Raw genomic sequence first — 26,504 nt, 5'->3', positions numbered from 1 at the left:
CTTGCTACGCTAAGCGGCGCAAATGCGCCGCTTTTTTAGTGCGCTAGGATTTATCCTATGGTCGGTTTGATTCTCTATTGACGATCGTCAAGTCATTTCCTAGTGTTCATTCACATACTGGGCGCGTGAGTCACGGCGGCGATCCCTGACGCCATGTAGCGTTCCCAGAGCGACAGTCTTCAACGTCAAGTTTATGACGGCTGACCGCGGGTTGGGTTGCATGCCGTCGAATTGTGGTTGGCGAAAAATAACAAAAGGAACCAGCGATTATGAGTCAAGAACGTCCACGGACCTTCAGGAAGTTGTCCGATTGCGTCGACGCTATTATTGAAAGAGTGGGGAAAAAGATCGTGCTTGGCCTGCCTCTTGGCCTGGGTAAGCCTGTTCCTCTCGTGAATGCGATCTACCAGCGGGCCAAAGATGACGCCAGTCTTAGTTTGAAAATTGTCACCGCACTGTCTCTGGAAAAGCCGGTTGGCCGCAGCAAATTAGAGCGCAACTTCCTGGAACCTTTCGTCGAACGGCAATTCGCCGGCGTCCCCGACTTGGACTACGTGCTTGACCTTCGTAACAACAGTCTGCCCCGTAATGTGGAGGTGGCGGAGTTCTTTTTTAAAGCCGGCAGCTATTTGAACAACGCCCGGCAACAGCAGAATTACATGAGCAGCAACTACACTCACGCCGCAAGAGATCTGATTGCTAACGGCGTTAATGTGGTGCTGCAGATGTTGGCCTATCGCGAAATCGATGGTAAGCCCTACTATAGCTTCAGCTGTAATCCGGATCTGTCCATCGACCTGGAGCCCATGCTGCACGAACTAGCTGCGCAGGGGGCGCCGATCGCTATAGTGGGTATGGTCAATCGCCGTTTGCCTTTTATGCACAATCATGCCGTACTGGAGCCAGAGCGGGTTGATTTCGTAGTGGATAGCCGGGACTTTGATCATCCTCTGTTCGCGACGCCTAACATGACTATATCTCCTTCGGATCACTTTATTGGTTTCCACGCCAGTACGCTGATTCGTGACGGCGGCACGCTGCAAGTGGGGATCGGTTCTCTAGGCAGCGCATTGGTTTACAGCACGATCCTGCGCAGGGAGCAGAATCAGGTATACCGTGAACTGATGCGGGATCTGGACTTGTGTGACAAGTTTCCGGTCGTTGAAGCCATTGGCGGAGATGATCCTTTGTCCCAAGGATTATATGGATGCAGTGAGATGATGGTCGATGGCTTTATGTATCTCTATAAGGCTGGCATTCTCACCCGTGAAGTCTTTGATGACCTGGTTCTGCAAAGGCTGCTGAATCAGGGGGATATCTCCACCAAGGTGGATCTGCGCATCCTGGACGCGCTGGTCGACGCGGATGTCATTCATGCCAAACTGCGCGCCCGGGATGTGCAGTATTTGATTAAGTACGGCATTTTCAAACCCCAGGTTGAATTCAAAGGCGGTGCGTTGGTATGGCAAGGGGAGCCGATCGAACCGGATTTAAGTTCTCAGGAAGCGCGTACGAAGATCGAAGCGATCTGCCTGGGCGAGAGTTTGAAAGGCGGGGTTGTCATGCATGGCGGCTTTTTCCTGGGCCCGCAACGCTTTTATGACATGTTGCATGGGCTCAGCGACGAAGAGCATCAAAAGTTTTGCATGACCAGCGTCAACTTCATTAATCACCTGTATGACCACAAGTTTGGCGCACAGGCGTTGAAGGTGGCGCAGCGCGCCGAGTCCCGCTTCATCAACTCCGCGATGATGGTGACGTTGAACGGCGCGGTGATTTCGGACGGGCTGTGCAATGGGAAAGTGGTCAGCGGCGTTGGGGGGCAGTATAACTTTGTCGCTATGGCTCACGAGATCCCTCAGGCGCGTTCCATCATCAAGCTGAAATCCACACGTAACTCCGGTGGGCGCAGTCTCTCCAACATTATTTTCAACTATGGGCATATGACGATACCCCGTCATTTGCGGGATATTTTCGTGACTGAATACGGCATTGCCGATGTGCGCGGCAAATCGGATAAAGATGTGTACATCGAGCTGATCAAAGTCGCAGATTCACGCTTTCAGGATGAGTTGCTACAACAGGCGAAGCACGCGGGTAAAGTGCCGGCGGACTATATTCTGCCGGAGGCCTACCGTAGCAATACGCCCGAAAAACTCCGCACCTTGCATCAAAAGTACAGCGCCAAAGGCCTGTTCCCCGCCTTTCCGTTCGGGTGTGAGTTTACCGAGGAAGAGCTGAAGATAGGCAAAGCGCTGAAGGCGTTGAAAGCGAAAACTTCAACCAAGTTAGGCTTGGCGCAGGCGCTGTGGCGCGCTTTTCATGTGCGGGAGACGCCATTGGAGCTTGCGCCGATACTCAAGCGTATGAAATTGGATCAGCCCCAGGAAATCAGAGAACGCATGGAGCAGAAGCTGTTGATTGCGGAAATGGCTGGCTGAACCGAGGGCTGAGTCTAAGACAGCGTCTTCGCCATAAATTAGCGGCTTCACGTAAAACAGGCGAGGCGCTTCGTGATAGAATCCCGCCTTTTTGCGGAACAGAATTATGCGACCGAAAGTTTTTACCGTGGATTACAACCTGAAAAACGCCGAAGGAGAGGTGGTCGACACGTCATTTGGCGGCGAGCCTCTGGTGTTCATGCAGGGCGCGGGGCAGGTGACCCCAGGGTTTGAGCAAGGGTTGGCGGAGCATACCGCAGGCGATGTTGTATCGCTGACGATTCCTCCTGAGCTGGCTTATGGCGCCCTGAAGGAAGAACTGGTGCAATTGGTGCCAGCCAATCAGTTTGAAGGCGTTGACGAATTAAAGCCGGGCATGCTGTTTCAGACTCAATCCGGGGACGAGCGCAAAGTGATCAAGGTGGTCAGCCTCCACGGAGAAAAAGTGCTTGTGGACGCCAACCATCCTCTGGCGGGATTGACTCTATACTTCGAAGTTCACGTCAGATCGGTGCGCGAAGCCACCGATGACGAAATCAAATCAGGCTACGCCGTCGGCTAACGCCCAGTCAGGCTTGGGATCGTTGCTCCAGTACATTTGCTGCAGCGATGTTTCAACCTGCTGTTGAGCCGTCCTGGCGACGCTTTCCGCAGGCGTATCCATTGCGACTTCCATGACCGGGTGAATCGCCACGTAGACATCTGTCGGCGTGGCTTTCATCAGTCTTACCAAATGCGACACGAATTCGTCGTCACCGATAAAAGGCGCATAAGCATCCGGCACATTGTCCCGTCGGTAATGCAGAGTGATGGGTTGTATCGGAACTTGCGCCTGAATCGCGGCATTCAATAGACGACCATGGAATTTCTTGACCCGCTGGCCGTCTGTCGTTGTGCCTTCTGGGAAAATCAACGTCGTGGCGCCGTCGCGCATGCAGGATTCCAGTTCCGTCACCACTTGCCGCGCCTTACCGCCGCCTCGAGTAATGAATAAGGTGCCGGCCTGCGCCGCCAGCCAGCCAATGAATGGCCAGCTTCTGACTTCCGCTTTGGACAGAAAGTGTAACGGCTTAATAGCGCCGAGAACCGGAATATCCAGCCATGAAATATGGTTGCTGATCACCATCACCGGCCCGTCATGGAGTTCACCGGAAGCGTGAATGCGCAGGTTCAGTACCCGGCATAAACCCGCCAGCCAGAAGCGAGCGATTGGCGCGCGCTGCAGTCGGCCTGGCTTGATGGCGTCAATGACGCTCACAACCGCGGCAAGCACTGCGCCCCACATCAGGTAGGGGATCAGAATCGAGGCTCTCAGGAACAGGCGTACTGAATTCATGGCGTCCTTCCTCCAGGCGTCAGGCGCAGTGGTCAGGCTTGTGCTTCTTTCATAAAGTGCTTCGCGTAGCGAGCAGCCAGTGCATCGATGTGCAGCAAAATAAACAAATCGGCGCATTGGAAATCAGGATCCCAGCATGGATCGCCGCCAATCTGGGCGCCTAGGCGCATATAAGCACGGATCAAAGGAGGAACCGCCGACTTGCTGGGAACAGGGCCCGCAGGCTGGGGCAAGGTCCGTTTGGGGATGACTCTGGCGTTTTCCGCCGTGAGGCAGCGCTCCTGTAACTGGCGCGTGATAGACCAGGCTTCCGCCGTACCCTCTATCACGCTAATAGAGCCGCATCCCAATAAATAGTCGAATTCATTATCAATGACGTACTTGGCGATGCCGGACCACAACAACGCCAGGGTGGCTCCGTTGCGGAAAGCCGGATGCACGCAGGTGCGGCCAATTTCCAGTTTGCGTCCCGGCAGCTGATAGATTGCGCTGAGATCGAACTCGCTTTCAGAATAGAAACTGCCCGCCAGTCTGGCTTTGTCATCGGCAAGCAAACGAGTGGTGGCCACCACTTGTCCGCTGATGTTGTCTTTCACCAACAGGTGATCGCAAAAAGGATCGAAACTATCGCAATCCAGTCCTGGAACCGGGCTATGGAGGTTGGCGCCGAACTCTTCCGTAAATATCCGGTAGCGCAGTTGCTGCGCCATGATCACCTCTTCACTACGCTGCGCCACGCGAACGAAGAGCTCCGCTTTCTTTGATTCCGCCTTGGCTAAGACGACTCGCTGACCTGATGTGTGCATAGTAATTCTCTTTATAGTGTTTTGGCGGATACTATGGCGATCACGTGACAGGGGGGTGACGTTGTAGTTACTGCTTTATGACAATTGTTTTTAAGTAAGCGTTGGTGTACTTGCTAAATGGCTTGACTGAGAAAGGGGTAATTTTTGTAAGACTGGTTATACTTATGTGGATAAAAGTGCTATTTTTCTATAAGTCACGAATAATTCTAAATTTTATTGGGGGCCATTCAGGAAAGGGTGGCGACAGGGGCAGGGACGGGACTCAAAATCTATAATGTGAGAGATACGGACACCGTGGATACTAATGAAGCTTGGCGCATATTGATCGTTGAAGATGATGAACGTTTGGCCGATCTTACCAAAGAGTATCTTGAATCGAATGGCTTGATGGTTTCCGTTGAGCCCAATGGCAGTAAAGCTGTTGAGAGAATTCAGAATGAGCAACCCGATCTGGTCGTATTGGATTTGATGCTGCCGGGCGAAGACGGTCTTTCCATTTGCCGTAAAGTACGACCGAGTTATAACGGCCCCATTCTGATGCTGACAGCGCGTACAGATGACCTGGACCAGGTATTGGGCCTGGAAATGGGTGCGGATGATTATATGTGTAAGCCGGTGCGCCCGCGGGTGTTGCTGGCGAGAATCCGTGCGTTGCTGCGCAGGGTGAAGGAGCAGGGCGAAGCGGCCGCAGAGTCGCCGGTCGCCGAACAGTCCGGAGACGGCCCGGTGCGTCTGATATTCAATAACCTGGTAATCGATCGCTCTATGCGCGAAGCCTGGTTGGAAGATCAGAGCATCGACTTGACCAGCGCGGAATTCGATTTATTGTGGTTGCTGGCCAGCAGCGCCGGCAGGGTGCTCAGCCGGGAAGAGATTTTCACCGCACTGCGCGGTATTGAGTATGATGGGCAGGACCGCTCCATCGACGTCAGAGTTTCCCGTATTCGACCCAAGATTGGGGACGATCCGGTGCATCCCAGACGAATCAAAACGGTGCGTAGCAAAGGATACCTCTTCGTTAAAGAAGCCTAACCGGGACAACAGGGCTCACTGTGAATAACGTCTTTCTGCGCGTATACAGCGGCGTTGCGTTATCGTTGCTTGTATATGCAGTTATAGCACTGGGCCTTTTCCACTCCATCAACGCCGTGCGCTACCTGCAGTATCGTGAACAACGCGTGGCGCCGCTATTCAACTGGGTCATAGAACAGCCGGAAGAACGGCTGGAATTCCTTAAATCCATCACCACCGCCGATCTGACATTTGATTTGCTCGCTCCAGCGGAGTTTGAGTTCAGCCGGTTGGAGCGGGAGCGCCTGGCCTACGGGCAAACCATCGTGCTCTCCAATAACGCCGGCATACATGCCTTCGCTCAAGCTGGTCCAGATAAAATGCTGGGCGCCTATTTCGCCGACCTGCCATTGGAAAGCGCTTTGTGGGCGGCGCGACTGATTTCGTTGCAGACTCGCGCTGTCGCCAAGGAGTCTCGTGAAGACACGCTGTTGGAGTTGGGAAGGGCCTTCAACCTGTCAGCAAGCCTTGCCCCCCTTAGTGTGATTGCAGAGTGGCCCGCTAACATTCAGGGACGCTTTCTAAAAGAGGGATGGACCTCATTGCCGTCGCAAGGGCGCAAAGGCGATGCGCTGGCTGTCTCTTTCGATAAGCAGTTCATCTTACAAATTGACCCAGTGCCGACTTTCAATCCCTGGGCCTGGCCGGTGTTGACGACGCTGATTGTCGCCGGGCTGGTATGTATCGGCGCCACACTTTATTTGCTGCTGGAAAAGCTTGAGCGCCGCTTGCGTAAACTGGAAACCGTGGCCAGTCGCATTGCGCGAGGAGAGTTGGACGCCAGGGTGGATGACAACCGGTTTGACGCCGTTGGTCGCCTTGGAACGGTATTTAACCGCATGGCGGAGCATATTCAGCGATTGGTGGCGGTGCAGCGGGAAATGATTCATGCGGTATCGCACGAATTGCGTACGCCGGTCGCCCGCATCCGCTTTGGCGTGCAGATGATTGAAGACAGTACTGAAGATCAGTTCCTGCACAAGCAGTTGTCGGGAATCGATTCGGATATACAGGAACTCAACGAGCTGATTGATGAAATCCTCACATACGCCCGTTTGGAGCAGGGCGGGCCTATCCTGGACTTCCAGGAAGCGAACGTTAAAGACATTGTCAATCAGGTGGTGGGAGAGCAGAGTTCTGTTAAACCAAACCTGGAAATCAGCGCTGAATTTGTACGAGGTTCGGATCGCTGGAAAGTGTCTGAGGTCGAGCCCCGCTATATTCATCGCTCCGTGCAGAATTTAGTGGGCAATGCAACGCGCTACGCTAAATCCAAAGTAGTTGTGCATTGTAATTTCGGCCAGGAAACCTGCCGTATTGATGTTGAAGACGATGGTCCGGGCATTCCTGAGTCGGATTGGGAGCGCGTGTTTACGGCATTCGCCAGGCTAGATGATAGCCGCACCCGTAGTTCCGGTGGATACGGTTTGGGTCTTTCCATTGTTCGTCGAATTCTATACTGGCATGGCGGCCAAGCTTTTGTCGGTCGCAGCGAAAACCTTGGCGGCGCCAAGTTCAGTCTGGTCTGGCCCCGTAAACAAGGGGCATAAAAAAAGCGCAGCTTGAGCTGCGCTTTCAAATCTATATCGCTTTCCCTACTTGCTGATCACTTTCAGGTTGTCGATGTACATGCTGGTGGATGGTTGTGCGCCAATCACATGCAGACGCAGCTGAGAGATAGTCCCATTCGGAGACAGGTTCAACTCGCCGCTAATGTTCTGCCATTGCGAGGTGGCGATATCCTGGCCGCCCAGTTTCTTCCAGTGGCCACCGGAATTATCAACGTAGTAAACCCACAATTCTGCTTTATCGGACGAACGGCGGCTGCTGGTCAGGTAAACGTCAGCGCTGACCTGATAAGGCTTGCCAGCTTCCAACAGGCCATGTGCATTGAATCCAGGACCAGAGTACCAGCGATAGCGGTAGCTGCTGAGCAGGCTGTACTTGCCCGAAGCGGCGGTGTCGCTCAGGTAAAGTCTGGTTCCGAAATAGTTGCTCCAGCCGCGAGTTCCATTCTCAAACCCTTCATTGATGATTTCTTTGCCGCCGGGATTGTTAGTGTCGCCGCCGTTGTCGTCGCCATCGTCACCGTCGCGGTTGAGAGGAACAATCTTCACTTCGTCAACCAGCATGTCTACGCCAGCGCTGGCGCCGTAAATCAACATGCCTACGTCACGGATTGAGCCTTTGGCGTCCAGCGTAAAGGTGCGTTCATACTTGGACATTTCGCTGCTGGTGAAAGAGGCGCGGGAGAGGTACTGATAGTGCGTGCCGCTGTCATCGGATATTTTAAATACAACGCGCATATTCTCACGGCTGCCGTTTTCACCCAGGCCGAGCTTGGCGGTTAACTTGTATTCAACGCCAGCTTTCAGTTTGCCTGTTAATTTCTGGTAAGCGCCAGAGTAATAGGCTGAGCGATTGGTAATTTCCAGAATATAGTCGCGGCCGCAGTCTTTCTTAAGGTAAGCCTGCCCCAGATCGCCAGCATTGCTGTAGCTTGTCCAGCTGGACAGCTCATTGAAGTCGCCGTCTTCTACCAGGTTGTCGTTCAACTCCGGCTTGCTGCATACGGTAGTGTCGTCGCCGTTGTCTCCATTATCGCCGCCGTCATCTCCGCCATTATCATCCCCGCCGTTGTCGTCGCCATCTCCACCGTCGTCGATCTTGGTGGGGAAGAATGCTGCGATCTGATCGCCAATCTTACGCAGGTTTTGCGCCGCATCGGCGCCGTTGCTCTGTCCGGCGCTGACGCCGCAAGCCTGACCTTCGCATTTATTGATGTCAGGGTTGGAGATCATCTGCAGCTGGTTACGGGTGTTGTAAGCGTGTGGGTAGGCCATGATCGTACTGAATGAGCCGTACACGCCGTGGCCGCGGGCCCATGACCAGATGCCGCCTTGCGAGTTTTGAACGTAGGAATGGCCAAGGCTCATGTTATGGCCAAGTTCGTGTGTGAAAGTGCTGTATCCGCAATCTACGCCGACCAGACTGAAACCGGCTGACGCGGCGTTGCTGTAAAGCTGCCCTGAGCTGGCGTTTCCTGGTGGAACATAACCGATACCGCACACATAGCCGCCATTCATGGGTTCGCGCAGGTTGATCAGGGTTACCAGATCGGCGCCATACTTCTGACGCAGTGAGGCAACAGTGCTATTGCGACTGAAGGAATCTAAGTTGGAGCTGTTTACATAAACATAGTTTGAGTTGATCTTTTCCGAGCCGACAAGGCGCAGACGCATATCAACATTACTGTTCTCGTAGGCTTGGTTGCTGTACTCGATATAAGACGCAATACGGGCGTCGATATCGCGACCGTTGGAGGTCTGTGTCGCTTGGTCAATGTACAAAACCAGTACGTCTACGGTGTTCTTCGCATGCGCGGAGCCAGCTCCGACGCTGGCGGCGAACATGAGGGCGGCGGCTTTACTAAAATTCATTATAGTTTTCCTTTTTTCATTTATATTTTATGAGTTGCTTTGAGGCTGCTCGGGCGTGGGTAGATCCAGAGGTGGAATCGGCACGCCGTCTTCAGTTGGGGTGATCCGGCTGTTTATTTCGCCTTCGTCGGTAAGGGTGACCTGTCCGGTGTCGTTATTGATGACAGCGGAATAAGTGCCGGTGCGGGTGGCGATGACTACATGCGTGTCCATCTCTCCGCGGGTGATGATAACGTTATCTGTCGGAGCGCCGCCGACCAGCGGGCCTTTCCAGACTTCTATGGTGTCCAGCTGATTGTGAGTGGAAGTGATTTCCGCAAGCAGCGATTCATTTCTTTGCGGGATGGGCAGTTCCAACTGCCTTCCCACGCGCAGCTTATCCAGCGCTTCCATATTGGCGTGCATCCTTTTGGCGGGGATGCCGTTCACAACAATATCTTCAGCTTCCCCTGGAGCGCTCCACATAGACATGACTTCGTTGGAGTCGTTAGCGTCCAGCTCATCATTTACAGGTTCAGGCGGAGGTCCGTCAGCGGAAAAGTCCGCATCAGCCTGCGTCGCTGTGTTAGCGGGGGGCTGTGACGTCGTGGTCCTAGATTGGGCGTCAAGCGGCGCTGGAGGGTTGAGTGCGGCGTTAGCGGGGGCCGCGCCTCCAGGTTGAGCTTCATTGGAAGCGGCTGGCGTGTCGGGGCTTGGCTTGGGGCCGTCGGAATAGCGAAGTATCCCCACGACCGACGCCAAGGCGACCAGACCGGCTGCGCCCAGGATCATTGGCTTCTTCATTTGCGTTCCTTTCTGACTGTGTTTGGAATAGAACAGTTAACATTCCGCTCACATTCATCCATAAACGAGCGATCTTACCGGGCGGTCCGAAAATTTAGCCAAATGACGTCAACGCCTCAATCGTGCAAATGGGCATTGGACTAATGGCTTACTCTTGCTTGTCTACTTGGTCAGGTTTTTGGAGGGTGTAAATATTGGGGGTTTAGGATGAGTGGATTTAGGTGATGTGAAAATAAGGAGTTAGGCCTTTTTGCTTACCATTTGTTACATAAGGCGACACTTCTCTAACAGACACGAAGACGGGAGAAATTCATAATTCGTTTCGTAAGGGATGACTCTTTGAGGTTGTAGTTCTATCGAACTTTCCTTGTTTCATTGTGGGGCTATTTTGGCCCCTCTTTTTTTGCCCGCCTTCCAGACTTCAGACTTCAGACTTCAGACTTCAGACTTCAGACTTCAGACTTCAGACTTCAGACTTCAGACTTCAGACTTCAGACTTCAGACTTCAGACTTCAGACTTCAGACTTCAGACTTCAGACTTCAGACTTCAGACTTCAGACTTCAGACTTCAGACTTCAGACTTCAGACTTCAGACTTCAGACTTCAGAGCTGAACTGCGCCTTTATTTTTTAAACGCGATCAAATGCTCGGCCTTCAGGCGGATGGCGACTTCCGCATCAACAGGAAAGTCCTGGTGGCTGGGCGTCAGTGCTTCCAGTTTGCGCCCCGAGCTGAGTAGGAGCCGATAGAGTGTCGAGGAGCCAGCGAATATCTTGTCGATAATCTTGGCTTTCTGAGGGGAGGTGTCGTCGAATACCAAATCGTCAGGACGGATCAATACTTCAACGGCCTGCTGCGGATTCCAGGGGTAAGCCCTGTTGCCGCGAATGACGCCAAGTTCAGTTTCAACGCTGTCATGGGTGGTCAATACGCCAGGTAATAAGGCTCCGCGGCCGATAAAGTTGGCGACAAAGCGGTTGGCGGGTTCGTGATACAGATTATAGGGCGTATCCCACTGCTGTAAGCCTCCTCCATGCAAAATGCCAACATGATCAGCCATGGCAAAGGCTTCGTTTTGGTCGTGGGTCACTAAAATAGCTGTAATGTCCCGCTTTTTGAGTATTTCCCTGACGTCCAGACTGAGGCGCGAACGAAGCTCCGCATCCAGATTGGAGAAGGGTTCATCCATTAGCAGCAGCACTGGATCTGGCGCAAGCGCGCGAGCCAGGGCGACACGTTGCTGCTGGCCTCCTGAAAGTTGATGAGGATAAGCATTGGCGTAAGCTGTCATGCCGGTAAGCTCCAGCATGTCTCTCAGCTTGGCGTCCGCCTCCGTCGCGGAACGGTTGTGCAGGCCAAACTTGATATTCGCCGCGACGCTTAGATGAGGGAATAGCGCATAATCCTGGAACACCATGCCGACTTGGCGTTTCTCCGTCGGTACGGTGGTGGATGGCGTAGAAACCGGCGCGCCGTTTACTCTCACTTCTCCTGCAAAGACGGGCTGAAAGCCCGCCAGTACACGTAGAACTGTTGTCTTGCCACAGCCGCTGGGGCCAAGCAAACTGGCTATTTCGCCTTTGTTCAGCTGAAAAGACAGGTGAGATACGACTGCCTGGTCACCATAGCCGCAGCTAAGGTCTTTTGCCTCCAGCAGGGGGGCGCTCGCTACCATGTTAAACCTGCTTGCCGTAGAGCAGGAATTCCATGAGAGCCTTTTGCGCATGCAAGCGGTTCTCCGCTTCGTCCCAGACGACGGAGCGTTGGTCGTCCAGCATGTCTGTGCTGATTTCCTCGCCTCGGTGTGCGGGCAAGCAGTGCATGAACAGCGCATCAGGCGCGGCTTTATTCATTAAGTCAGGGGAAACCTGGAATTTGGCGAAGGCTTTTTCCCGCTCCGCCTGTTCTTGCTCTTGACCCATGGAGGCCCATACGTCTGTAACGACCAAATGGGCGCCTGCGACGGCGTCAGACGGGTCACGGAATATCTTCACCCTGTCCGCGTTCTGTTCTACTAACGACTGCATTGGCTCATAACCCTGGGGGCAGGCGACCGCCAGCTCAAATCCGAATTGGCGCGCTGCATTGATGTATGAGTTGCACATATTGTTGCCATCGCCAATCCAGGCGACTTTCTTGCCACGGATGGAGCCTCTATGTTCGATATAGGTTTGTATATCGGCGAGAAGTTGGCAGGGGTGGTAGTCGTCAGTCAGCGCATTGATAACTGGCGCAGAGGAATACTTGGCGAACAGCTCAAGCTTGCTGTGCTCAAAGGTGCGGATCATGATGATGTCCACCATGCGCGACAGAACGCGTGCACTGTCCTCAATGGGTTCTCCGCGCCCCAGTTGTGTATCGCGAGGAGAAAGAAATATGGCTGAACCGCCAAGCTGCGCCGCTCCCGCCTCAAAAGAGACGCGAGTCCGGGTGGAGGACTTCTCAAAAATCATTCCCAGAACCTGACCTTGCATCGGTGTATAGGCCTGCTTGCTTTTATGCTTGGCTTTCAGCTGGATGGCCCGCTCAATCAGATAATCCAGTTCAGCCGGGGAAAAGTCACACAATGTCAGAAAATGTCTGATGCTCATGGTGCGTTACTCGCCATTTCAGTAGGTTTAAGACAAATATAGAAGGAATGAAAGACGACGGCAGTCGCCTTTCAGTATGCACGGCTATAAACCTACCTTGGTTTTTTTCGATCGTCCGCAGCGTAGAGCTTGATCAGTCGCACCAGTGTCGTTACTAGATGTTCGGCTTCAACGTCCGTCATAGTCAATGCTGGCAACAGCCGGATTACGCGATCAGACGTGACATTAATCAGCAGTCCCACTGTTTGCGCCAGGGGAACTAATTCGGGGCAGGACTCAGTCATTTCTATGCCGATCATCAGACCCTTGCCGCGGATATCCTTGATATATTCGGCTCCGCCCAACTCCTGCTTTAGTTTGCTGAGGATTTGTTCGCCGAGAGTGCGGGCCCTTTCGGCCAAATTGTTGCTTTGAATCGTCTTGATGACCGCCATCGCCGCCGCGCAAGCTAGTGGGTTGCCGCCGAACGTAGAGCCGTGCGAACCGGGATGAAACACCTCGGAGGCGACGCCTTTGGCCAGGCAGGCGCCAATAGGTACGCCATTGCCCAGGCCTTTGGCGGTTGTTACGACGTCAGGGGCGATACCGTAGTCTTGATAAGCGAAGTAAGCGCCAGTGCGGCCATTGCCGGTTTGCACTTCATCCAGCATCAACAGCCAGCCTTTGGAGTCACACAGCTTTCTCACGGCATGGAGATATTCTACTGGGGCGATGTTAACGCCTCCTTCACCCTGAATAGGCTCCATTAGCACCGCGACGATATTATTGTTTGCGCGGGCGATATTCTCCAGGGTTCTCATATCGTTGTATGGCGCTCTGACAAAGCCCGACACCAGCGGCTCAAACCCTGCCTGCACTTTACGATTGCCAGTTGCGCTCAGAGTGGCGAGGGTGCGGCCGTGGAATGAGTTATCCATGACGATGATTGAAGGCGATTCAATACCTTTCTTTTTACCGTATAGACGGGCTAACTTGATGGCGGCTTCATTGGCTTCGGCGCCAGAGTTGCAAAAGAAGACACTGTCCATACCGGCGACTTGACACAATAGATCGCCCAGTTGTTGCTGTAGAGGAACCTGATAAAGATTGGAGCAGTGCAAAAGCTTCTTGGATTGGCTGCAAACTGCTTCGGAAACGGCAGGGTGCGCATGACCCAGCCCACATACGGCGATGCCGGTTACTGAGTCAAAATAGCGGTTGCCTTGAGTATCGTATAACCAGCAACCTTCTCCATGCGTAAAGGCGATGGGCAGTCTGCCATAAGTATTCATCAGGGTTGGACCGGCCATTTTCTTCGTCCTCTTATATACAACCTTAAACTCTATATATGGTTGAAAACCCTATATAACGCAAAAAGGCAGCCCCGGCTGCCTGTTCCAACAGCTATAGTATAGATAATTGTTACACATGGCAACGAAGCCCAGGGAGGCCCTGATCTGGCTCAAATTTTCTGGTTAAGAGGGGGATGAATTGTCCCTGAAGAGGCGATTTTTTTCGCGTATACTTCCACTCCAGAAAGGGCGAAGCACCTTATTTTTAGCGCACTATGTCGATGTCTGTTTAAATCGACATCGCCAGCGCTTAAAAACATAGTAAAATAGTCAACCAATCACTCAATGACTGTTATTAAAGGTTAGGTTTATGGATGTCATCGAAGTTATCAAAGAGCAATTGACCAGCAACCCTGTCATTCTTTTTATGAAGGGGTCGCCCAATGCTCCTCAGTGCGGATTCTCCGCTCGGACTGTTCAGGCGTTGATGGCCTGCGGTGAGAAATTTGCTTATGTGAATATTCTGGAGCATCCAGAAATTCGCGAAGCGTTGAAAACCTACTCTAACTGGCCGACTTATCCTCAGCTTTATATTAAAGGCGAGCTGGTTGGCGGATGCGATATCGTCACTGAGCTATACGAATCTGGCGAATTGCAAGGAATGGTGAAGGGCGCTGCCGTCACAGAGTAATCATTTCGAATATGCGGTTTTGGTCCTGCAGCTATAGCTTAGCTGGCAGGGGTGTACAGGATCTGAACCAGATAACTGTAACCAAATACGCTGTCTGTAGAAGGTGGGCGTTGATAGGGGTTGGCGGCGTATGCGCTGCGAATCGCCGCAGCGTCCAGCTTCTCGTCCCCGCTACTTCTCTCAACTTCCGCTTTAACTAACATTCCTGTTTCTTGAAATTGCAACTTGAGTACGACCATACGGGGCTCTGTAAGGTCGCTATATTCATATTGATTATTGTATAGACGATTTTGCGCCAAGTGGCGAACGAGATAGGGCCAGAATGTCGAATGTGTTGATGGTTGGCTTTTTAATAGCTCCAAGATGGATGCGTCCATTTCATATGCTTTGCTTTCCGACGTATTAGACCTCTTATCATTGGGCGGCGGCTCCCCCTTAAACAGGTCGCTTACCCAGCTCAAGTTGGTGCGATTTGCATTACTGCGAGGTATTCCCGAGAAAGTATCTTGTTGCTTGCCTTTCCATGGAAGTGTGTCGTCGACAATGTCCTTTGGCGCATCGGTTTGTATCGGCTCGCTTTGGGTTTGAGTTTCTAGGGAGCTGGGCGCTCGTACGCTGAGGGTGACTGTAATTGTTGAATTTTCTTTTTGTGGAAGCTGGATAGAAAATAGTAGAAGCAGTATGCCTGCGTGAGCAAGGATGGAGAAGAAGATAGCGTTGGCGGTGAGCCCGCCGTTAAATTCACTGTCAGACATAAAATATATAGGACTTGAGGTCTGCAGTGAATTTAACTTAATTCATGATCCGGTAGAAATGAGTTTCCGTCAGTTATGTGAAGCGGGTAGTCCTATTCCGCTTCACGCTGCTTTGCCTGACATCTTTCTCAGGTTGCCGATAACGGCGTCCATCGCCCTGTCAAACAGAAGGCCTTCTTCCAGCGCTTTGATACGTCCTTTGCGAAATTCGTGCGCCAGCTCGCCTCGGGTTTTCTCGACGACTTTCAAACCTAAACGGTTAACGAAAATGTAGGTGTCGGAGTCCTCGATTTTTGTGGATAGTTTGCATCTGAAGCGAGTTCCATTAACCAGGGAAAACTCGATCCAGGCTCCACTCTCCATTTCATCTACCTTGGCTAGATATTCAGCCAACGCGGCGTCCTCGTATTCGCTCTGCCGTTCTACTGCTGTTTTCGCAGCGGGAGTGAGCTTTTGTTCTATAACTGCCGCGACAGGTACGGGCGGCTTGGGTGCGTCATTCTGTGCGCTGGTTATAGATTGTTGCTTGAAGGTTTCTGTCAGCGCTTTTTTCAGTTCTCCCAGCATGTGCTCAAGTTTGGCGGAGTTGTAGGAGACTTCTTTTAAGCCGGCTTTGAGGTTTTTTAGTAGCTGGGGAACAACTTTGACCCAGCGCTGCCTGGCTTCAACTTCGGCATGTGGCTGTAAGCACCAAGTCAGTTCGTCCACCACTTTTGTGCACTGATTCAAGCGATGCTCCGTGTCCTCTTTCAAGTAGGCCAGGAACATGACGCGGCTCCATCCGCCGCGAAGCAGCTCAACAGCGACGGGGGGGAGAGGCTGTGCCGCGATTTTTTCACTGAGAATCTGCTCTACCACTTGATGGGCTTTGTGAGACTTGACGCGGCCTATTTCCGCTTCTTTGGTTCGCTGCTCAACCAGTTTCGCCTTGCGTTCTTCGCGGCTTAAATATTGAGAGAACTCTTGGTATATCTCTTCGAAAAGCTCGCTTTCACCGTTGAACTCTTCAAGGATGCGTTGAACGGCGCGATGAATTTGTTCGTAGAGCTTGTCGCGTTTTTTCTCTGATGCATCGCTCCAGCCAATACCTGCTTTCGCCAGCGCGTTTAACAGCTTGCGAGCCGGGTGGGATGGCTTGCTGAAGAAGCTTTTATCTCTGATCGCGACTTTTAGAATGGGAATTTGCAGGCGGCTAATAAGAACCTGAATTGGAGCCGACAAGTTGTAATCATCAAGGATAAACTCGAAGAGCATGGAGACCAGGTTGATGAGATCCTCATCTACTTGGTCGAGCGCTGTCGCCTTGCCTGACTTCTGGCTTTCTTCGGTCAGCAGCCCTTGTACCGCTGAGCGCAGATCTAACGCTACGACTGGCCCTTCCGCCAGATTCTCAGTGCGAACGCTGTGCTGCAAACGAGATAGGATTGAAAGTAAGTCTGCATCTGCAATGAATTGCACATTTCCTGGGGGGGGCGCTTGACGTCCGCCGGCTCCAGCGTTTGCGCCTTGTTGCTGCTCAGAGCCTGGAGGTGTGCTTCTCAGAGCGGATAACAGCTCCTGCACTTGGCTAAAGACGTCGCCTGCACTGTCATAACTGTTAGCGTCGCTTTGCGCTTCCAAAGGGCGTGCGGAGACGTCGGAAGTTGACCGGGGAGTGACGCGGGATTTTTTGGCTGTGTATTTCAGGTTGGGCATTACGCCGGCCTGAATCAAAATTTTGTTGGCTTCCTCAAGGCACTCGACCAGGTTGCCCATTACATAGCGGTCGAATTGCTTGTAAACGATCAGCTTCTCTTTTATTTCGATATCAAGGCCGATACAGGCGTCAGAAAATGCCTTGCAGATGTGCTCTGGATCTAATGGATTTACCGCATTTTCTTCATTGGTTTCGCCATACACACTGGATACGCGTGTCTGAAACTGCAATAGTGAGCCGGAGAAGTTAGCTCTTGCTTTGCTGATCATGCTGTTAATCGCGACGGACTCTTCCAAGGCGTCGTTCTGCACTAAGCTCAGTACGTCCACATCAACATTGTCGGACAATGTTTCACTGGATTTGTTTTGAGAGGGCGGCTGATTGAACAGTCGTGCGAGTTCCTGCTGGAAGTGGTTTTCTATCCCCTTCCTCTTTATACGGATTTCACGCATGGCTTCGAAATAGCGATTCTGCTCATTGTTTGTATGAGCGTGATTTGCTAGTTCAAAGAAAGAATCATCAACACCATCGAACATGCTGTTGAGGAAATTAAGGAGCATTGAGATGGAGTGATCGCGAATACGCGTAAGCAACTGCTCATCCGCTGGCTTTGGGTGAGCCTTCACGCGCTCGCGAATGTAACTTACACCGCTCCCCTTATTCATAAACTTCTCCTGTTGCACCCAAATGGGGCGTCAAAAACAAGCTGACAACAGATATTGTTATTTTTTTGGGTATGAGTTCGGCGGTGAGTCGTTATAATAATTGCCGTCCATTTTACGGCTTTATATACAAAAATCTACCATAAGTTACTAAAACAGTCTTGCCATCCGGGGCGGGATTGCATCATTTCGGTCAATTCAAGGCGGTCGCACCCTAGGGTCGACCGCCTTGGTAAGGGCGTTAATAGCTTCAGTTCGTATAAACTGGACCGATGCCAACGCTCCAAATTACTACACTGGTGGCGATCAAAGCTACAAGCATGACCAGGCCAACAGTCAGAACGCTTGTGGCGAACATGAAGCCTCTTTCTTTGGGGATTTTCATCAAAATCGGTAGACCTTCGTAAAGAAGGTATACAGAGTAAGATACCCCTACTAATCCTGCGAACATGTCTACCCAAATATTGGGGTAAACGGCTATAGCTCCCATGATAAATAATGGTGTCGCTGCGTATGCAGCCAGCTCAATGCCTCTGGGCGCATTTTTGTCTACACCATAAGTAATTGCCATGAAGTCGATGAATTTGCCCAGAATATAGATTCCGGACAGCATCGCCACGTAGAAAAGCGCGCACAGGTTAAAGGCGCTGACTTGCGTTAGCTTGACGGTTTCTTCGCTGCCAATGGCCCAGCCCACTTGCGTGGAGCCGATATAGGCGGCAATGGTTGGAATTAAGGCCAGTAATAGCGTGTGTTGTACGTACAGTCGCCCGGTTGTGGCGCGCTCTTCGCGTATTGACAGCCATTCCTGATCGGGATGCGTAAAAAGACCTAACGTGTGGCCCAGGATCATATAGGAAGCCTCCTTCTTATTTTTATGGTCACTATTACTTCATAGTGTTCCAGCTATTTTTAGTCAAGAAGTAGCTTATATTTTGATCTTTTAAGTGGTTTTTTTTTATTCGCTAACTGCATATGGAGGGGCGCCGGAAGTTGATTTAAGTGGGTTTCCGGCGCGGAATATTCTACTGTTGGGCGGCCTTTTTCTTCTTGCTGCTCTTTGGGGGGGCAAATGGATCATGGACTATTGCGGCTTTGACGACATTGTCTTTGACCTGTTTGATTTCCACATTGTACCCATGCAGCTTTAGACAGGTGGGATTTTCTGGGATGGTTTCAAGTAGCTCAATGATCAGTCCGTTTAGCGTTTTGGGGCCGTCGGTGGGCAGTCTCCATCCCAGTATTTTGTTGATCGTGCGAATCGTCGCAAAGCCGTCGATCATGTAACGGTTATCGTCCATTGGTGTAATGTCTGGGCTGGCGGCGGCGATATCGGTGGTAAACTCGCCGACAATTTCTTCCAGTATATCTTCCAGGGTGGCTATTCCCTGTACGTCCCCGTATTCATCTACGACGACCGCAATTCGCCGTTTTTCTTTCTGGAAGTTAAACAGCTGAGTGTTAAGCGGGGTGCCTTCTGGAATGAAGTAGGGCTCCCGGCAACTTTGCATGATCATCGCCTTGTTGATCTCATTCTGAGTGAGAAATTTGGCGGCATTGCGGAGATGGAGGATGCCTATAATGTTGTTTATGTCTCCCCGGTAGACGGGCAGCCGGGTGTGTTGAGCTGATCTTAGTTGTTCGACAATCTCATCGATGTCGTCCTCTATGTCGACCCCCGTAATTTCATTTCGTGGGATCATGATGTCCTCTATGGTGACTTTCTCTAGGTCCAGAATGCTTAGGAGCATTTGTCTGTGTCGTTTTGGGATGCGGACTCCCGCCTCGTGAACCAGAGTGCGCAGTTCTTCGCGAGACAGGTGATCAGAGCCGGCCTGAGATTCAGTGACTCCAAATAGACGCAATAGCGAGTTGGAGGCAAGATTGACGCACCATACAAAGGGGTAGAGGAGCTTCAATAAAGGAACTAGCGCCACTGAAGCGGGGAACGCTACTCGTTCTGGGTAGAGGGCGGCGAGTGTTTTGGGGGTTACCTCAGAAAAAACCAGGACCGTTATTGTTAATGCAGTGGTGGCGATTGCAAGGCCAAGATCTCCCCATAGGCGGGTGGCGACAAGAGTGGCGATTGCTGATGCGGATATGTTGACAAAGTTATTGCCAATCAGGATGACGCCAATCAGCTGGTCTGGCCGTTGTAGTAAGGCATTGGCGCGTTTGGCGCCTTTGTGTCCGTTTTTGGCCATGTGCCTTAAACGGTATCGATTTAGCGTCATCATCCCTGTCTCTGAGCCGGAAAAAAATCCAGAAAGGGCTATCAGGATGATTAAAACAACGAGTAGAAAGGTGGTGGATAAGTCGTTCAAGGGGAGCGTTAAACCATTTGTTGTGATTACGAAGTCATCATAGAAACGCGTGGATGCGTGTCAAGATCAGATTTGAGGTTGAATGATAAACTCTAAAGCGATCTTGCTGCCTAGAAACCCTAAGGCCAGCAGCAAGCATCCGCCAATTGTTAGTCTGGCGGCAAGCAGGCCTCTCCAGCCCCATAAGTTACGACCAATCGCCAAGAGGGCGAAGATTAGCCAGGATAGAATCGAAAGCGCTGTCTTGTGGGCCAAATGTTGTGCAAACAAATCCTCGACAAAGAAGCTGCCAGTTACTATCGCCAGAGTGAGAAGGATCAAGCCTGTCCAAATCATCTCAAATAAAATATCTTCGGTGGTTTGAAGGGGGGGGAGCGCTTTGACTAGCCGGCCGGTCATATGAGATTTCAGCTGCTTGTTTTGGGCGTAGAGAAGAAAGGCTTGTAACCCGGCCAGACTGAATACGGAGTATGCAATGACCGATAAGGTGATATGAGCCATGAGTCCTACATGCCCAGGCTCTACCACCTGAGTGGGCCCTTTGAAGCTGACGGCGGCGATGACTGTTACTATTGCTATTGGGTAAATTAGCAGCTTTAGGTTATGTACGGGTTTGATGTAGGCGAATGAAACAATTAAGGCGCTAAGAAATAGACTGATTATTGAGATGATTTTGAAAAAGCCAAAGTCCGCGCCGAGAGAGGTTGAGCTCAGCAGCCAGACGCTAACTGCGTGCGCTGCGACGGCTAGAAAACCCATGGCTCCAGCTAAGTGCGGGCGTTGAGGCGTTTTACCTTCATAAACAGCGTATTGAAAGGCTGTGGCGATAGTGTAAAAAACAGTAGCGACTATGCTAAGGGTGACAACGCTCATTAAATGTCAGTCATGTCGGCTGGGGTGTGTTAGCTGTATTGGCCCTGCTGGTTGCTGTCTTTGCCTATGGAAATGAGGCGCTTTGGCTTATTCTTGCGCTTACTTTAAAGCGCCGAAAGTCGCCTGATAAACAAAGAGTTGGAAAAATAGGTTTCGGCTGGGTCCATTTGTTAGATGAAGTATGCCGTAGGGTTGGATATAATCCAAGCCCTTTTACGACATACCTGATTATTAAGGGGAACGCTATATGTTTGATAGTCTGACGGAAAGGTTGTCCGACAGCCTAAAAAAGATTACCGGCCAGGCGAAACTAACTGAAGACAACATCAAGGACACTCTCAGGGAAGTTCGCATGGCTTTGCTGGAGGCGGATGTTGCTCTCCCCGTCGTAAAAGAATTCGTAGATAGCGTTAAAGCGAAGGCCGTAGGTCAGGACGTGATGCGCAGCCTGACGCCGGGGCAAGAGTTTATTCGTGTTGTGCAGAATGAGCTTATCGCCGTCATGGGGCAGGCGAATGAAGACTTAAATCTCAATTGCCAGCCTCCGGCTGTAATTTTGATGGCGGGCCTGCAGGGCGCTGGTAAGACGACTTCTGTAGGTAAGCTGGCGCGGTTTTTAAAGGAGCGTCGCAAGAAGTCTGTCATGGTTGTGAGTGCGGACGTTTACCGCCCTGCTGCTATTAAGCAGCTGGAAACGTTGGCCGGGGATGTTGGGGTTAACTTCTTCCCAAGCACTGCTGACCAGGACCCCGTTGATATCGCAAGTGCGGCAATCGCTGAGGCGCGCAAGCGCTTCAATGACGTGGTGATAGTCGATACAGCGGGGCGTTTGCATATTGACGCGGATATGATGTCCGAGATCAAGCGTCTACATGCTGCAGTCAATCCGATTGAGACTCTTTTTGTTGTTGACGCCATGACGGGGCAGGATGCGGCGAATACCGCCAAGGCATTCAATGATGCTCTGCCTTTAACTGGTGTGATTTTGACAAAGGCGGATGGCGATGCTCGTGGCGGTGCGGCTTTGTCTGTTCGTTCGATCACCGGTAAGCCCATTAAGTTTATGGGTATGGGGGAAAAGGTCGACGCCCTGGAGCCATTCCATCCAGACCGGGTTGCGTCAAGAATCCTTGGCATGGGAGATGTTCTTTCTCTTATTGAAGAGGCTGAGCGCAATCTCGATAAGAAAAAGGCGGAAAAGCTCGCCAAAAAGGTCATTAAGGGTAAATCCTTTGATCTGGAAGATTTTCGCGACCAGCTGCAGCAGATGAAAAACATGGGCGGTATGGCGGGTATGCTGGATAAGCTGCCGGGAATGGGGCAAATCTCCCAGGTAGCTCAGCAGCACATGAATGACAAAATGTTTGTGCATATGGAGGCATTGATAAACTCAATGACTCCTCATGAAAGAAGATTTCCTGATGTGATAAGCAATTCGCGTAAGCGCCGTATAGCGACTGGATCGGGGCTGCAAATTCAGGATGTAAATCGCCTCCTTAAGCAGCACAAGCAAATGCAGAAGATGATGAAAAAGTTCAGTAAGAAAGGTGGCGTCATGAATATGATGCGAGGCATGGGAGGTATGATGCCGCCTGGTGGAGGAATGCCTCCAATGGGGCGTATGAGGTAGTTCTGACGTCTAATTGTCAGAGAGTAAACAAAAAGGTTTTCAATGCTTGAATTATTGCGTAGAATATGCGCCCTTTCAGGTGTTGAGCCAACAACATTGGTTTTTTTACAACAGGATTCAAACTGAGATGGTTACAATTCGACTAGCGCGTGGCGGTTCAAAGAAACGTCCTTTTTATCACCTTAATGTGACTGACAGCAGAAACGCCCGTGACGGCCGTTTCATCGAGCGTGTGGGCTTCTTCAACCCCACTGCGCGTGGTAACGACGAGCGTATTCGTGTGGACGCAGAGCGTCTGCAGTTCTGGGTTGAGCGTGGAGCCCAGATGTCTGATCGCGTTCGTGATTTGGTGAAGGCCAGCGCTTAAGCTGGTTGGTGAAACACGCCGATGAGTGAGAAAATTTGCATAGGCAAGATCGTCGGTGTGTATGGCGTAAAAGGCTGGCTGAAGGTTCACTCTTTCACGTCGCCGCCGGAGAACATGCTTCGGTACGCTAATTGGGAGTTGGTGCGCGAAGATGCGAGTCGCTCATGCGCAAAGCTACGATCTGGGAAGTCTCAGGGCAAAGGGATCGTAATTGCGCTCGCTGATGTGGATGATCGAGATCTGGCAATGAGCTATGTTGGCAGTCAGATTGAAATTGAGGTGTCAGAGCTTCCTGTTTTGGAAGAGGGTGAATACTACTGGCGTCAATTGGAAGGGCTCACTGTTTTTACCTCTGAAGGGGTTAATATAGGGCGGGTGAGTCATTTGATTGAAACCGGCGCTAATGATGTGCTCGTCGTTACAGGATATGCGGAAAGCATTGATAAGCGTGAGCGGCTAATTCCTTACTTGCCGGGTCAATTTATAGAGAATATTGACTTGGATAAGAATTTAATGGTTGTTGACTGGGATCCGGATTTCTAAGGTGTGGTTTGGCGTCATAACTTTATTTCCGGAAATGCTGAAGTCGGTTACCGACTTTGGTGTGGTGGGCAAGGCTATAAAGCAGAGCTCGATAGACGTCCGCTGTTGGAACCCCAGGGATTACGCAACCGATAACTATCGCACGGTAGATGACAGGCCCTATGGTGGTGGTCCTGGGATGCTGATGAAGGTGGAGCCATTAGAAGCTGCATTGAAGGCGGCGAAATCTGTGGCTCCTGTGGGGAGTAAAGTTATCTATCTGTCTCCTCAGGGAAGACGAATAGATCAAGCTTTGGTTCGTTCGGCTTTAAGCGCCCCTGGTTTAATTCTTCTGTGTGGTCGTTACGAAGGGATTGATGAAAGATTAATTGAGGATGAAGTCGACGAAGAGTGGTCTTTGGGTGACTTTGTTCTTAGCGGTGGCGAGATTGCCGCGATGGCTATTATCGATAGTGTTTCTCGGCTTGCTCCAGGGGTGCTCGGTCACAATGAGTCTGCTGAGCAGGACTCTTTCGAGAATAGCTTGCTGGATTGTCCTCATTATACGAGGCCGGAGGTATACCGCGATAAGCGAGTTCCGGAGGTTTTGTTGAGTGGCAATCATGAAAAAATTAGGCGTTGGAGATTAGAGCAGTCTTTGCTTAGAACGCTTCAGCGCAGACCCGATTTGCTCGAGCAGCGTGAGCTATCCGAAGAAGAGGCTCAAATCATACAAGAGTTGCAGCGCGGGCAGTTAATATCAGAAACGTAGGATTACTTCGGATTAGTTAGGAGCGAGCCATGAGCAGCAAAAACACAATCATTAGCCAGCTTGAAGCTGAGCAAATGACTAAAGAAATCCCAGAGTTTGCTCCGGGTGATACAGTAACTGTAAGTGTGAAGGTGGTAGAAGGCTCTCGTGAGCGTCTGCAGGCTTTCGAAGGTGTTGTGATCGCAAAAAGAAATCGTGGTCTGAACTCCTCTTTTACTGTTCGTAAAGTTTCATATGGCGTTGGTGTGGAGAGAACTTTCCAGACTCACAGTCGTTTGGTTGACAGCATCAATGTTAAGCGTCGTGGCGACGTTCGCAAAGCCAAGCTGTATCATCTTCGTGATCTCAGCGGTAAGGCTGCTCGTATCAAAGAAAAGCTGGATTAATTCTGGCTTTGGTCCTTTCAGGAAAGGGTGGTCATTTGACCACCCTTTTTTGTTTGTGGTCAAAAGTGGTGGTTTGGTAGGGGGTGATTGGGATGGATTTTTCGCAGGCTTGCCAGGAAGTTATAGATAGATTCATAGAAATGCTGTGGCTGGAGCAGGGGCTGTCTGAAAATACAAGAATGTCCTATCGGTCTGATCTTGTTCGCTTGGCGGAATGGCTGGAGAGAAAGGGGCGAACGCTGGTTGAGGCTTCCCGGGAGGATTTGTTTTCTTTTTTGGCCGTCCGCATGCAGCAAGGCGCGAAGAGTGCTTCGTCAGCTCGTATGTTGTCGACGTTACGAAAGTTCTACCGCTATCTGCTAAGGGAGGGGGTTGTTCAGGATGATCCAACGTTACGGATTGAGCATCCCAAGGTGGGGCGGCTATTGCCGGGCGCAATGTCTGAGGCGGAAGTTGAGCTGCTGTTGACTGAGCCGGATGTTTCGCTACCTATTGAGGCTCGCGATAAAGTGATGTTGGAGGTGTTGTACGCCAGTGGGTTGCGAGTATCCGAGCTGGTTGGGCTTCAGTTATATCAGGTTAACTTGAGGCAGGGGGTGTTGCGTGTTGTCGGAAAGGGGGATAAAGAGAGGTTGACTCCTCTGGGTGAGCATGCGATAGAGCAATTGGAGGTCTATATCAAAGGTGTTCGGCCTCAATTAACAGGGGGGCGAGAGGATGGCGTCCTTTTCCCCAGTTTGCGTGGCGGGGAAATGACGAGACAAACCTTTTGGTATCGTATCAAGCTGTACGCGTCGCGTAGTGGAATTGCTAAGAACATAACGCCGCATACGCTTCGTCACGCATTCGCTACACACTTGTTGAATCATGGTGCGGACTTGCGCGTTGTTCAACTGCTTCTTGGGCATAGCGACTTGTCTACTACCCAGATATACACCCATGTAGCCAAGGCGCGGCTACAACAACTACATTCGAAACACCATCCTCGCTCCTGATTTTTTGCGTATTTACTTCATTTGAGCTGTGGTCTGAATAGGCAAGGTTAAATCTATTTCACGTTACACAATTGACCTAGTTTTGATAGGAACATTTGTGTAATTTTAGGGTCTAATTATATATTCAAGAACGGATGAAGGTATATTCATGCACGTAATGCGCCCTTTTGTATTGGTATTAATGGCACTGTCGGTCGCTTTCGGAGCGCGCGCCGACGAGCAGCAAGAGCAAGCCGTGAAAGTGATCAAGCAGCGGTTGGCTGAGGCTGTGCCTGGGCTGAAAATCCTAAAGGTTAGTCCAAGCCCAATACCGGGAGTGTATGAAGTGGAGTCCAATAATCCGCAACTGCTGTACACTAGTGCTGATGGACAATATTTTGTGGCGGGCGATATTTATCAAGTGAGTGAGGGGCGAATTACTAACTTGGCGGAGCGTCGGCGAGAAGAGACTCGTGCGGAATTGGTTAACTCAATTGACGAGTCAAAAATGATCGTGTTCAAGCCCGAGGTGGTAAAAGCATCTATCACCGTTTTTACGGATGTGGACTGTGGGTACTGTCGGAAGCTTCATAAAGAAGTTCCTCGTTTAAATGAGCTGGGCGTACAGGTTAACTATTTGGCGTATCCTCGTGCGGGAGTGGGTTCGGGAAGCTATCAAAAAATGGTTTCTGTTTGGTGTGCGGATGATCAGCAGGGGGCTATGACAGAAGCGAAGCTGGGTAAAAACCCTGTATCCAAGGACTGCAAAAATCCAGTTGCCGATCAGTACAATTTGGGTAATCAAATTGGTATTAGCGGCACCCCTGCAATCGTTTTGCACGATGGGCGCTTAATCCCTGGATATGTTCCTGCGGACTCTCTCGCCAAAGGTTTGGGTCTGGACATCAAATAGGGGGTTGGCTAGCGGAAGTTCGTGATAGGGCTTCCGTTAGCAACGAAAGTTTTTCTCATTTCTTCTTATCTCGCACTCCCTTTCAATGTTGTTGCATCTTTGGGCTCCGCCAGGAGACAGTCCTTCTTTTTGGCATGCTCGATACTCCGTACTTAGTTCATAGTTGCTCAGCTCAGTAAAGGGCGTGCTGCTATCGCATC

Annotated in this window: 24 protein-coding genes; 12 read left to right on the top strand and 12 right to left on the bottom strand. The window is 51.2% G+C overall.

Translation table 11 applies throughout. The features are described from left to right. The first annotated feature begins 269 nt into the window (after positions 1-269). Both O5O45_RS17600 and O5O45_RS17595 read left to right on the top strand, forming a co-directional pair. The gene (locus tag O5O45_RS17600) at positions 270-2,441 is read left to right on the top strand and encodes an acetyl-CoA hydrolase/transferase C-terminal domain-containing protein (RefSeq protein ID WP_305900680.1); all 2,172 of its coding nucleotides are present in this window, start codon (positions 270-272) and stop codon (positions 2,439-2,441) included. A 106-nt stretch (positions 2,442-2,547) separates the two neighbouring features. Further along, the gene (locus tag O5O45_RS17595; RefSeq protein WP_305900679.1) at positions 2,548-3,003 is read left to right on the top strand and encodes an FKBP-type peptidyl-prolyl cis-trans isomerase; all 456 of its coding nucleotides are present in this window, start codon (positions 2,548-2,550) and stop codon (positions 3,001-3,003) included. On the opposite strand, the gene O5O45_RS17590 is transcribed toward O5O45_RS17595, so the two are convergent. Continuing rightward, positions 2,983-3,777: a lysophospholipid acyltransferase family protein gene (locus O5O45_RS17590; RefSeq protein WP_305900678.1), complete on the bottom strand. Its 795-nt coding sequence runs from the start codon at positions 3,775-3,777 to the stop codon at positions 2,983-2,985. The two genes, O5O45_RS17595 and O5O45_RS17590, sit on opposite strands and share 21 nt — an antisense overlap. A gap of 32 nt (positions 3,778-3,809) precedes the next feature. Continuing rightward, a complete protein-coding gene (locus tag O5O45_RS17585) occupies positions 3,810-4,583 on the bottom strand; it encodes a GNAT family N-acetyltransferase (RefSeq protein ID WP_305900677.1) in 774 nt (257 codons plus the stop codon). 294 nt (positions 4,584-4,877) lie between these two features. On the opposite strand from O5O45_RS17585, the gene O5O45_RS17580 reads away from it, so the two are divergent. Then, the gene (locus tag O5O45_RS17580; RefSeq protein ID WP_305900676.1) at positions 4,878-5,615 is read left to right on the top strand and encodes a response regulator; all 738 of its coding nucleotides are present in this window, start codon (positions 4,878-4,880) and stop codon (positions 5,613-5,615) included. Between the two features lie 20 nt (positions 5,616-5,635). Continuing rightward, entirely contained in the window at positions 5,636-7,204 is a 1,569-nt protein-coding gene (locus tag O5O45_RS17575; protein WP_305900675.1) for an ATP-binding protein, read from the top strand. 45 nt (positions 7,205-7,249) lie between these two features. Here the strand turns inward: O5O45_RS17575 and mep72 are convergent, their stop codons facing one another. The 5 genes from mep72 to O5O45_RS17550 all read right to left on the bottom strand — a co-directional run bounded on the left by mep72 (position 7,250) and on the right by O5O45_RS17550 (position 13,757). Continuing rightward, entirely contained in the window at positions 7,250-9,094 is a 1,845-nt protein-coding gene (mep72, locus tag O5O45_RS17570; protein WP_305900674.1) for a biofilm-associated metzincin protease Mep72, read from the bottom strand. A gap of 27 nt (positions 9,095-9,121) precedes the next feature. Next, on the bottom strand, positions 9,122-9,877 hold the full coding sequence (gene bamI, locus O5O45_RS17565; protein WP_305900673.1) for a biofilm-associated metzincin protease inhibitor BamI: 756 nt from the start codon (positions 9,875-9,877) through the stop codon (positions 9,122-9,124). A gap of 622 nt (positions 9,878-10,499) precedes the next feature. After that, a complete protein-coding gene (locus tag O5O45_RS17560) occupies positions 10,500-11,552 on the bottom strand; it encodes an ABC transporter ATP-binding protein (protein WP_305900672.1) in 1,053 nt (350 codons plus the stop codon). 1 nt (position 11,553) lies between these two features. Further along, the gene (gene argF, locus O5O45_RS17555; RefSeq protein ID WP_305900671.1) at positions 11,554-12,468 is read right to left on the bottom strand and encodes an ornithine carbamoyltransferase; all 915 of its coding nucleotides are present in this window, start codon (positions 12,466-12,468) and stop codon (positions 11,554-11,556) included. Between the two features lie 92 nt (positions 12,469-12,560). Further along, positions 12,561-13,757, bottom strand: a complete 1,197-nt coding sequence (locus O5O45_RS17550; protein ID WP_305900670.1) for an aspartate aminotransferase family protein — start codon at positions 13,755-13,757, stop codon at positions 12,561-12,563. Between the two features lie 352 nt (positions 13,758-14,109). Here O5O45_RS17550 and grxD point away from each other — a divergent pair, with 352 nt between their 5' ends. Further along, positions 14,110-14,430: a Grx4 family monothiol glutaredoxin gene (grxD, locus tag O5O45_RS17545; protein ID WP_305900669.1), complete on the top strand. Its 321-nt coding sequence runs from the start codon at positions 14,110-14,112 to the stop codon at positions 14,428-14,430. Positions 14,431-14,468: 38 nt separating this feature from the next. Here the strand turns inward: grxD and O5O45_RS17540 are convergent, their stop codons facing one another. The 5 genes from O5O45_RS17540 to O5O45_RS17520 all read right to left on the bottom strand — a co-directional run bounded on the left by O5O45_RS17540 (position 14,469) and on the right by O5O45_RS17520 (position 20,740). Next, on the bottom strand, positions 14,469-15,185 hold the full coding sequence (locus tag O5O45_RS17540) for a TonB C-terminal domain-containing protein (protein WP_305900668.1): 717 nt from the start codon (positions 15,183-15,185) through the stop codon (positions 14,469-14,471). Between the two features lie 102 nt (positions 15,186-15,287). Beyond that, the gene (locus O5O45_RS17535) at positions 15,288-17,546 is read right to left on the bottom strand and encodes a DUF1631 domain-containing protein (RefSeq protein WP_305900667.1); all 2,259 of its coding nucleotides are present in this window, start codon (positions 17,544-17,546) and stop codon (positions 15,288-15,290) included. 247 nt (positions 17,547-17,793) lie between these two features. Further along, entirely contained in the window at positions 17,794-18,396 is a 603-nt protein-coding gene (locus O5O45_RS17530; RefSeq protein WP_305900666.1) for a Yip1 family protein, read from the bottom strand. A gap of 172 nt (positions 18,397-18,568) precedes the next feature. Continuing rightward, positions 18,569-19,867, bottom strand: a complete 1,299-nt coding sequence (locus O5O45_RS17525; protein ID WP_305900665.1) for an HlyC/CorC family transporter — start codon at positions 19,865-19,867, stop codon at positions 18,569-18,571. A gap of 66 nt (positions 19,868-19,933) precedes the next feature. Further along, positions 19,934-20,740 carry a cytochrome C assembly family protein gene (locus tag O5O45_RS17520; RefSeq protein ID WP_305900664.1) on the bottom strand — a complete coding sequence of 269 codons (807 nt, stop codon included), beginning with the start codon at positions 20,738-20,740 and terminating at the stop codon, positions 19,934-19,936. A gap of 247 nt (positions 20,741-20,987) precedes the next feature. On the opposite strand from O5O45_RS17520, the gene ffh reads away from it, so the two are divergent. The 7 genes from ffh to O5O45_RS17485 all read left to right on the top strand — a co-directional run bounded on the left by ffh (position 20,988) and on the right by O5O45_RS17485 (position 26,304). Then, complete coding sequence (gene ffh, locus O5O45_RS17515) at positions 20,988-22,370, top strand: signal recognition particle protein (RefSeq protein ID WP_305900663.1); 1,383 nt, start codon at positions 20,988-20,990, stop codon at positions 22,368-22,370. Positions 22,371-22,497: 127 nt separating this feature from the next. Further along, the gene (rpsP, locus tag O5O45_RS17510) at positions 22,498-22,737 is read left to right on the top strand and encodes a 30S ribosomal protein S16 (RefSeq protein WP_041598502.1); all 240 of its coding nucleotides are present in this window, start codon (positions 22,498-22,500) and stop codon (positions 22,735-22,737) included. 21 nt (positions 22,738-22,758) lie between these two features. Next, positions 22,759-23,280 (top strand): ribosome maturation factor RimM, encoded by a 522-nt coding sequence (gene rimM, locus O5O45_RS17505; protein WP_305900662.1) that lies wholly within the window; start codon positions 22,759-22,761, stop codon positions 23,278-23,280. Position 23,281: 1 nt separating this feature from the next. Then, the gene (gene trmD / locus O5O45_RS17500) at positions 23,282-24,031 is read left to right on the top strand and encodes a tRNA (guanosine(37)-N1)-methyltransferase TrmD (RefSeq protein ID WP_305900661.1); all 750 of its coding nucleotides are present in this window, start codon (positions 23,282-23,284) and stop codon (positions 24,029-24,031) included. A gap of 29 nt (positions 24,032-24,060) precedes the next feature. After that, positions 24,061-24,417 carry a 50S ribosomal protein L19 gene (gene rplS, locus O5O45_RS17495; protein WP_127972772.1) on the top strand — a complete coding sequence of 119 codons (357 nt, stop codon included), beginning with the start codon at positions 24,061-24,063 and terminating at the stop codon, positions 24,415-24,417. A gap of 92 nt (positions 24,418-24,509) precedes the next feature. Continuing rightward, a complete protein-coding gene (xerD, locus tag O5O45_RS17490; protein WP_305900660.1) occupies positions 24,510-25,412 on the top strand; it encodes a site-specific tyrosine recombinase XerD in 903 nt (300 codons plus the stop codon). Between the two features lie 148 nt (positions 25,413-25,560). Then, entirely contained in the window at positions 25,561-26,304 is a 744-nt protein-coding gene (locus O5O45_RS17485) for a DsbC family protein (protein WP_305900659.1), read from the top strand. Positions 26,305-26,504 lie beyond the last annotated feature (200 nt).

Source organism: Hahella sp. HNIBRBA332, assembly GCF_030719035.1.
Classification (GTDB): domain Bacteria; phylum Pseudomonadota; class Gammaproteobacteria; order Pseudomonadales; family Oleiphilaceae; genus Hahella.
This window is presented reverse-complemented; position numbering and strand designations above follow the sequence as displayed.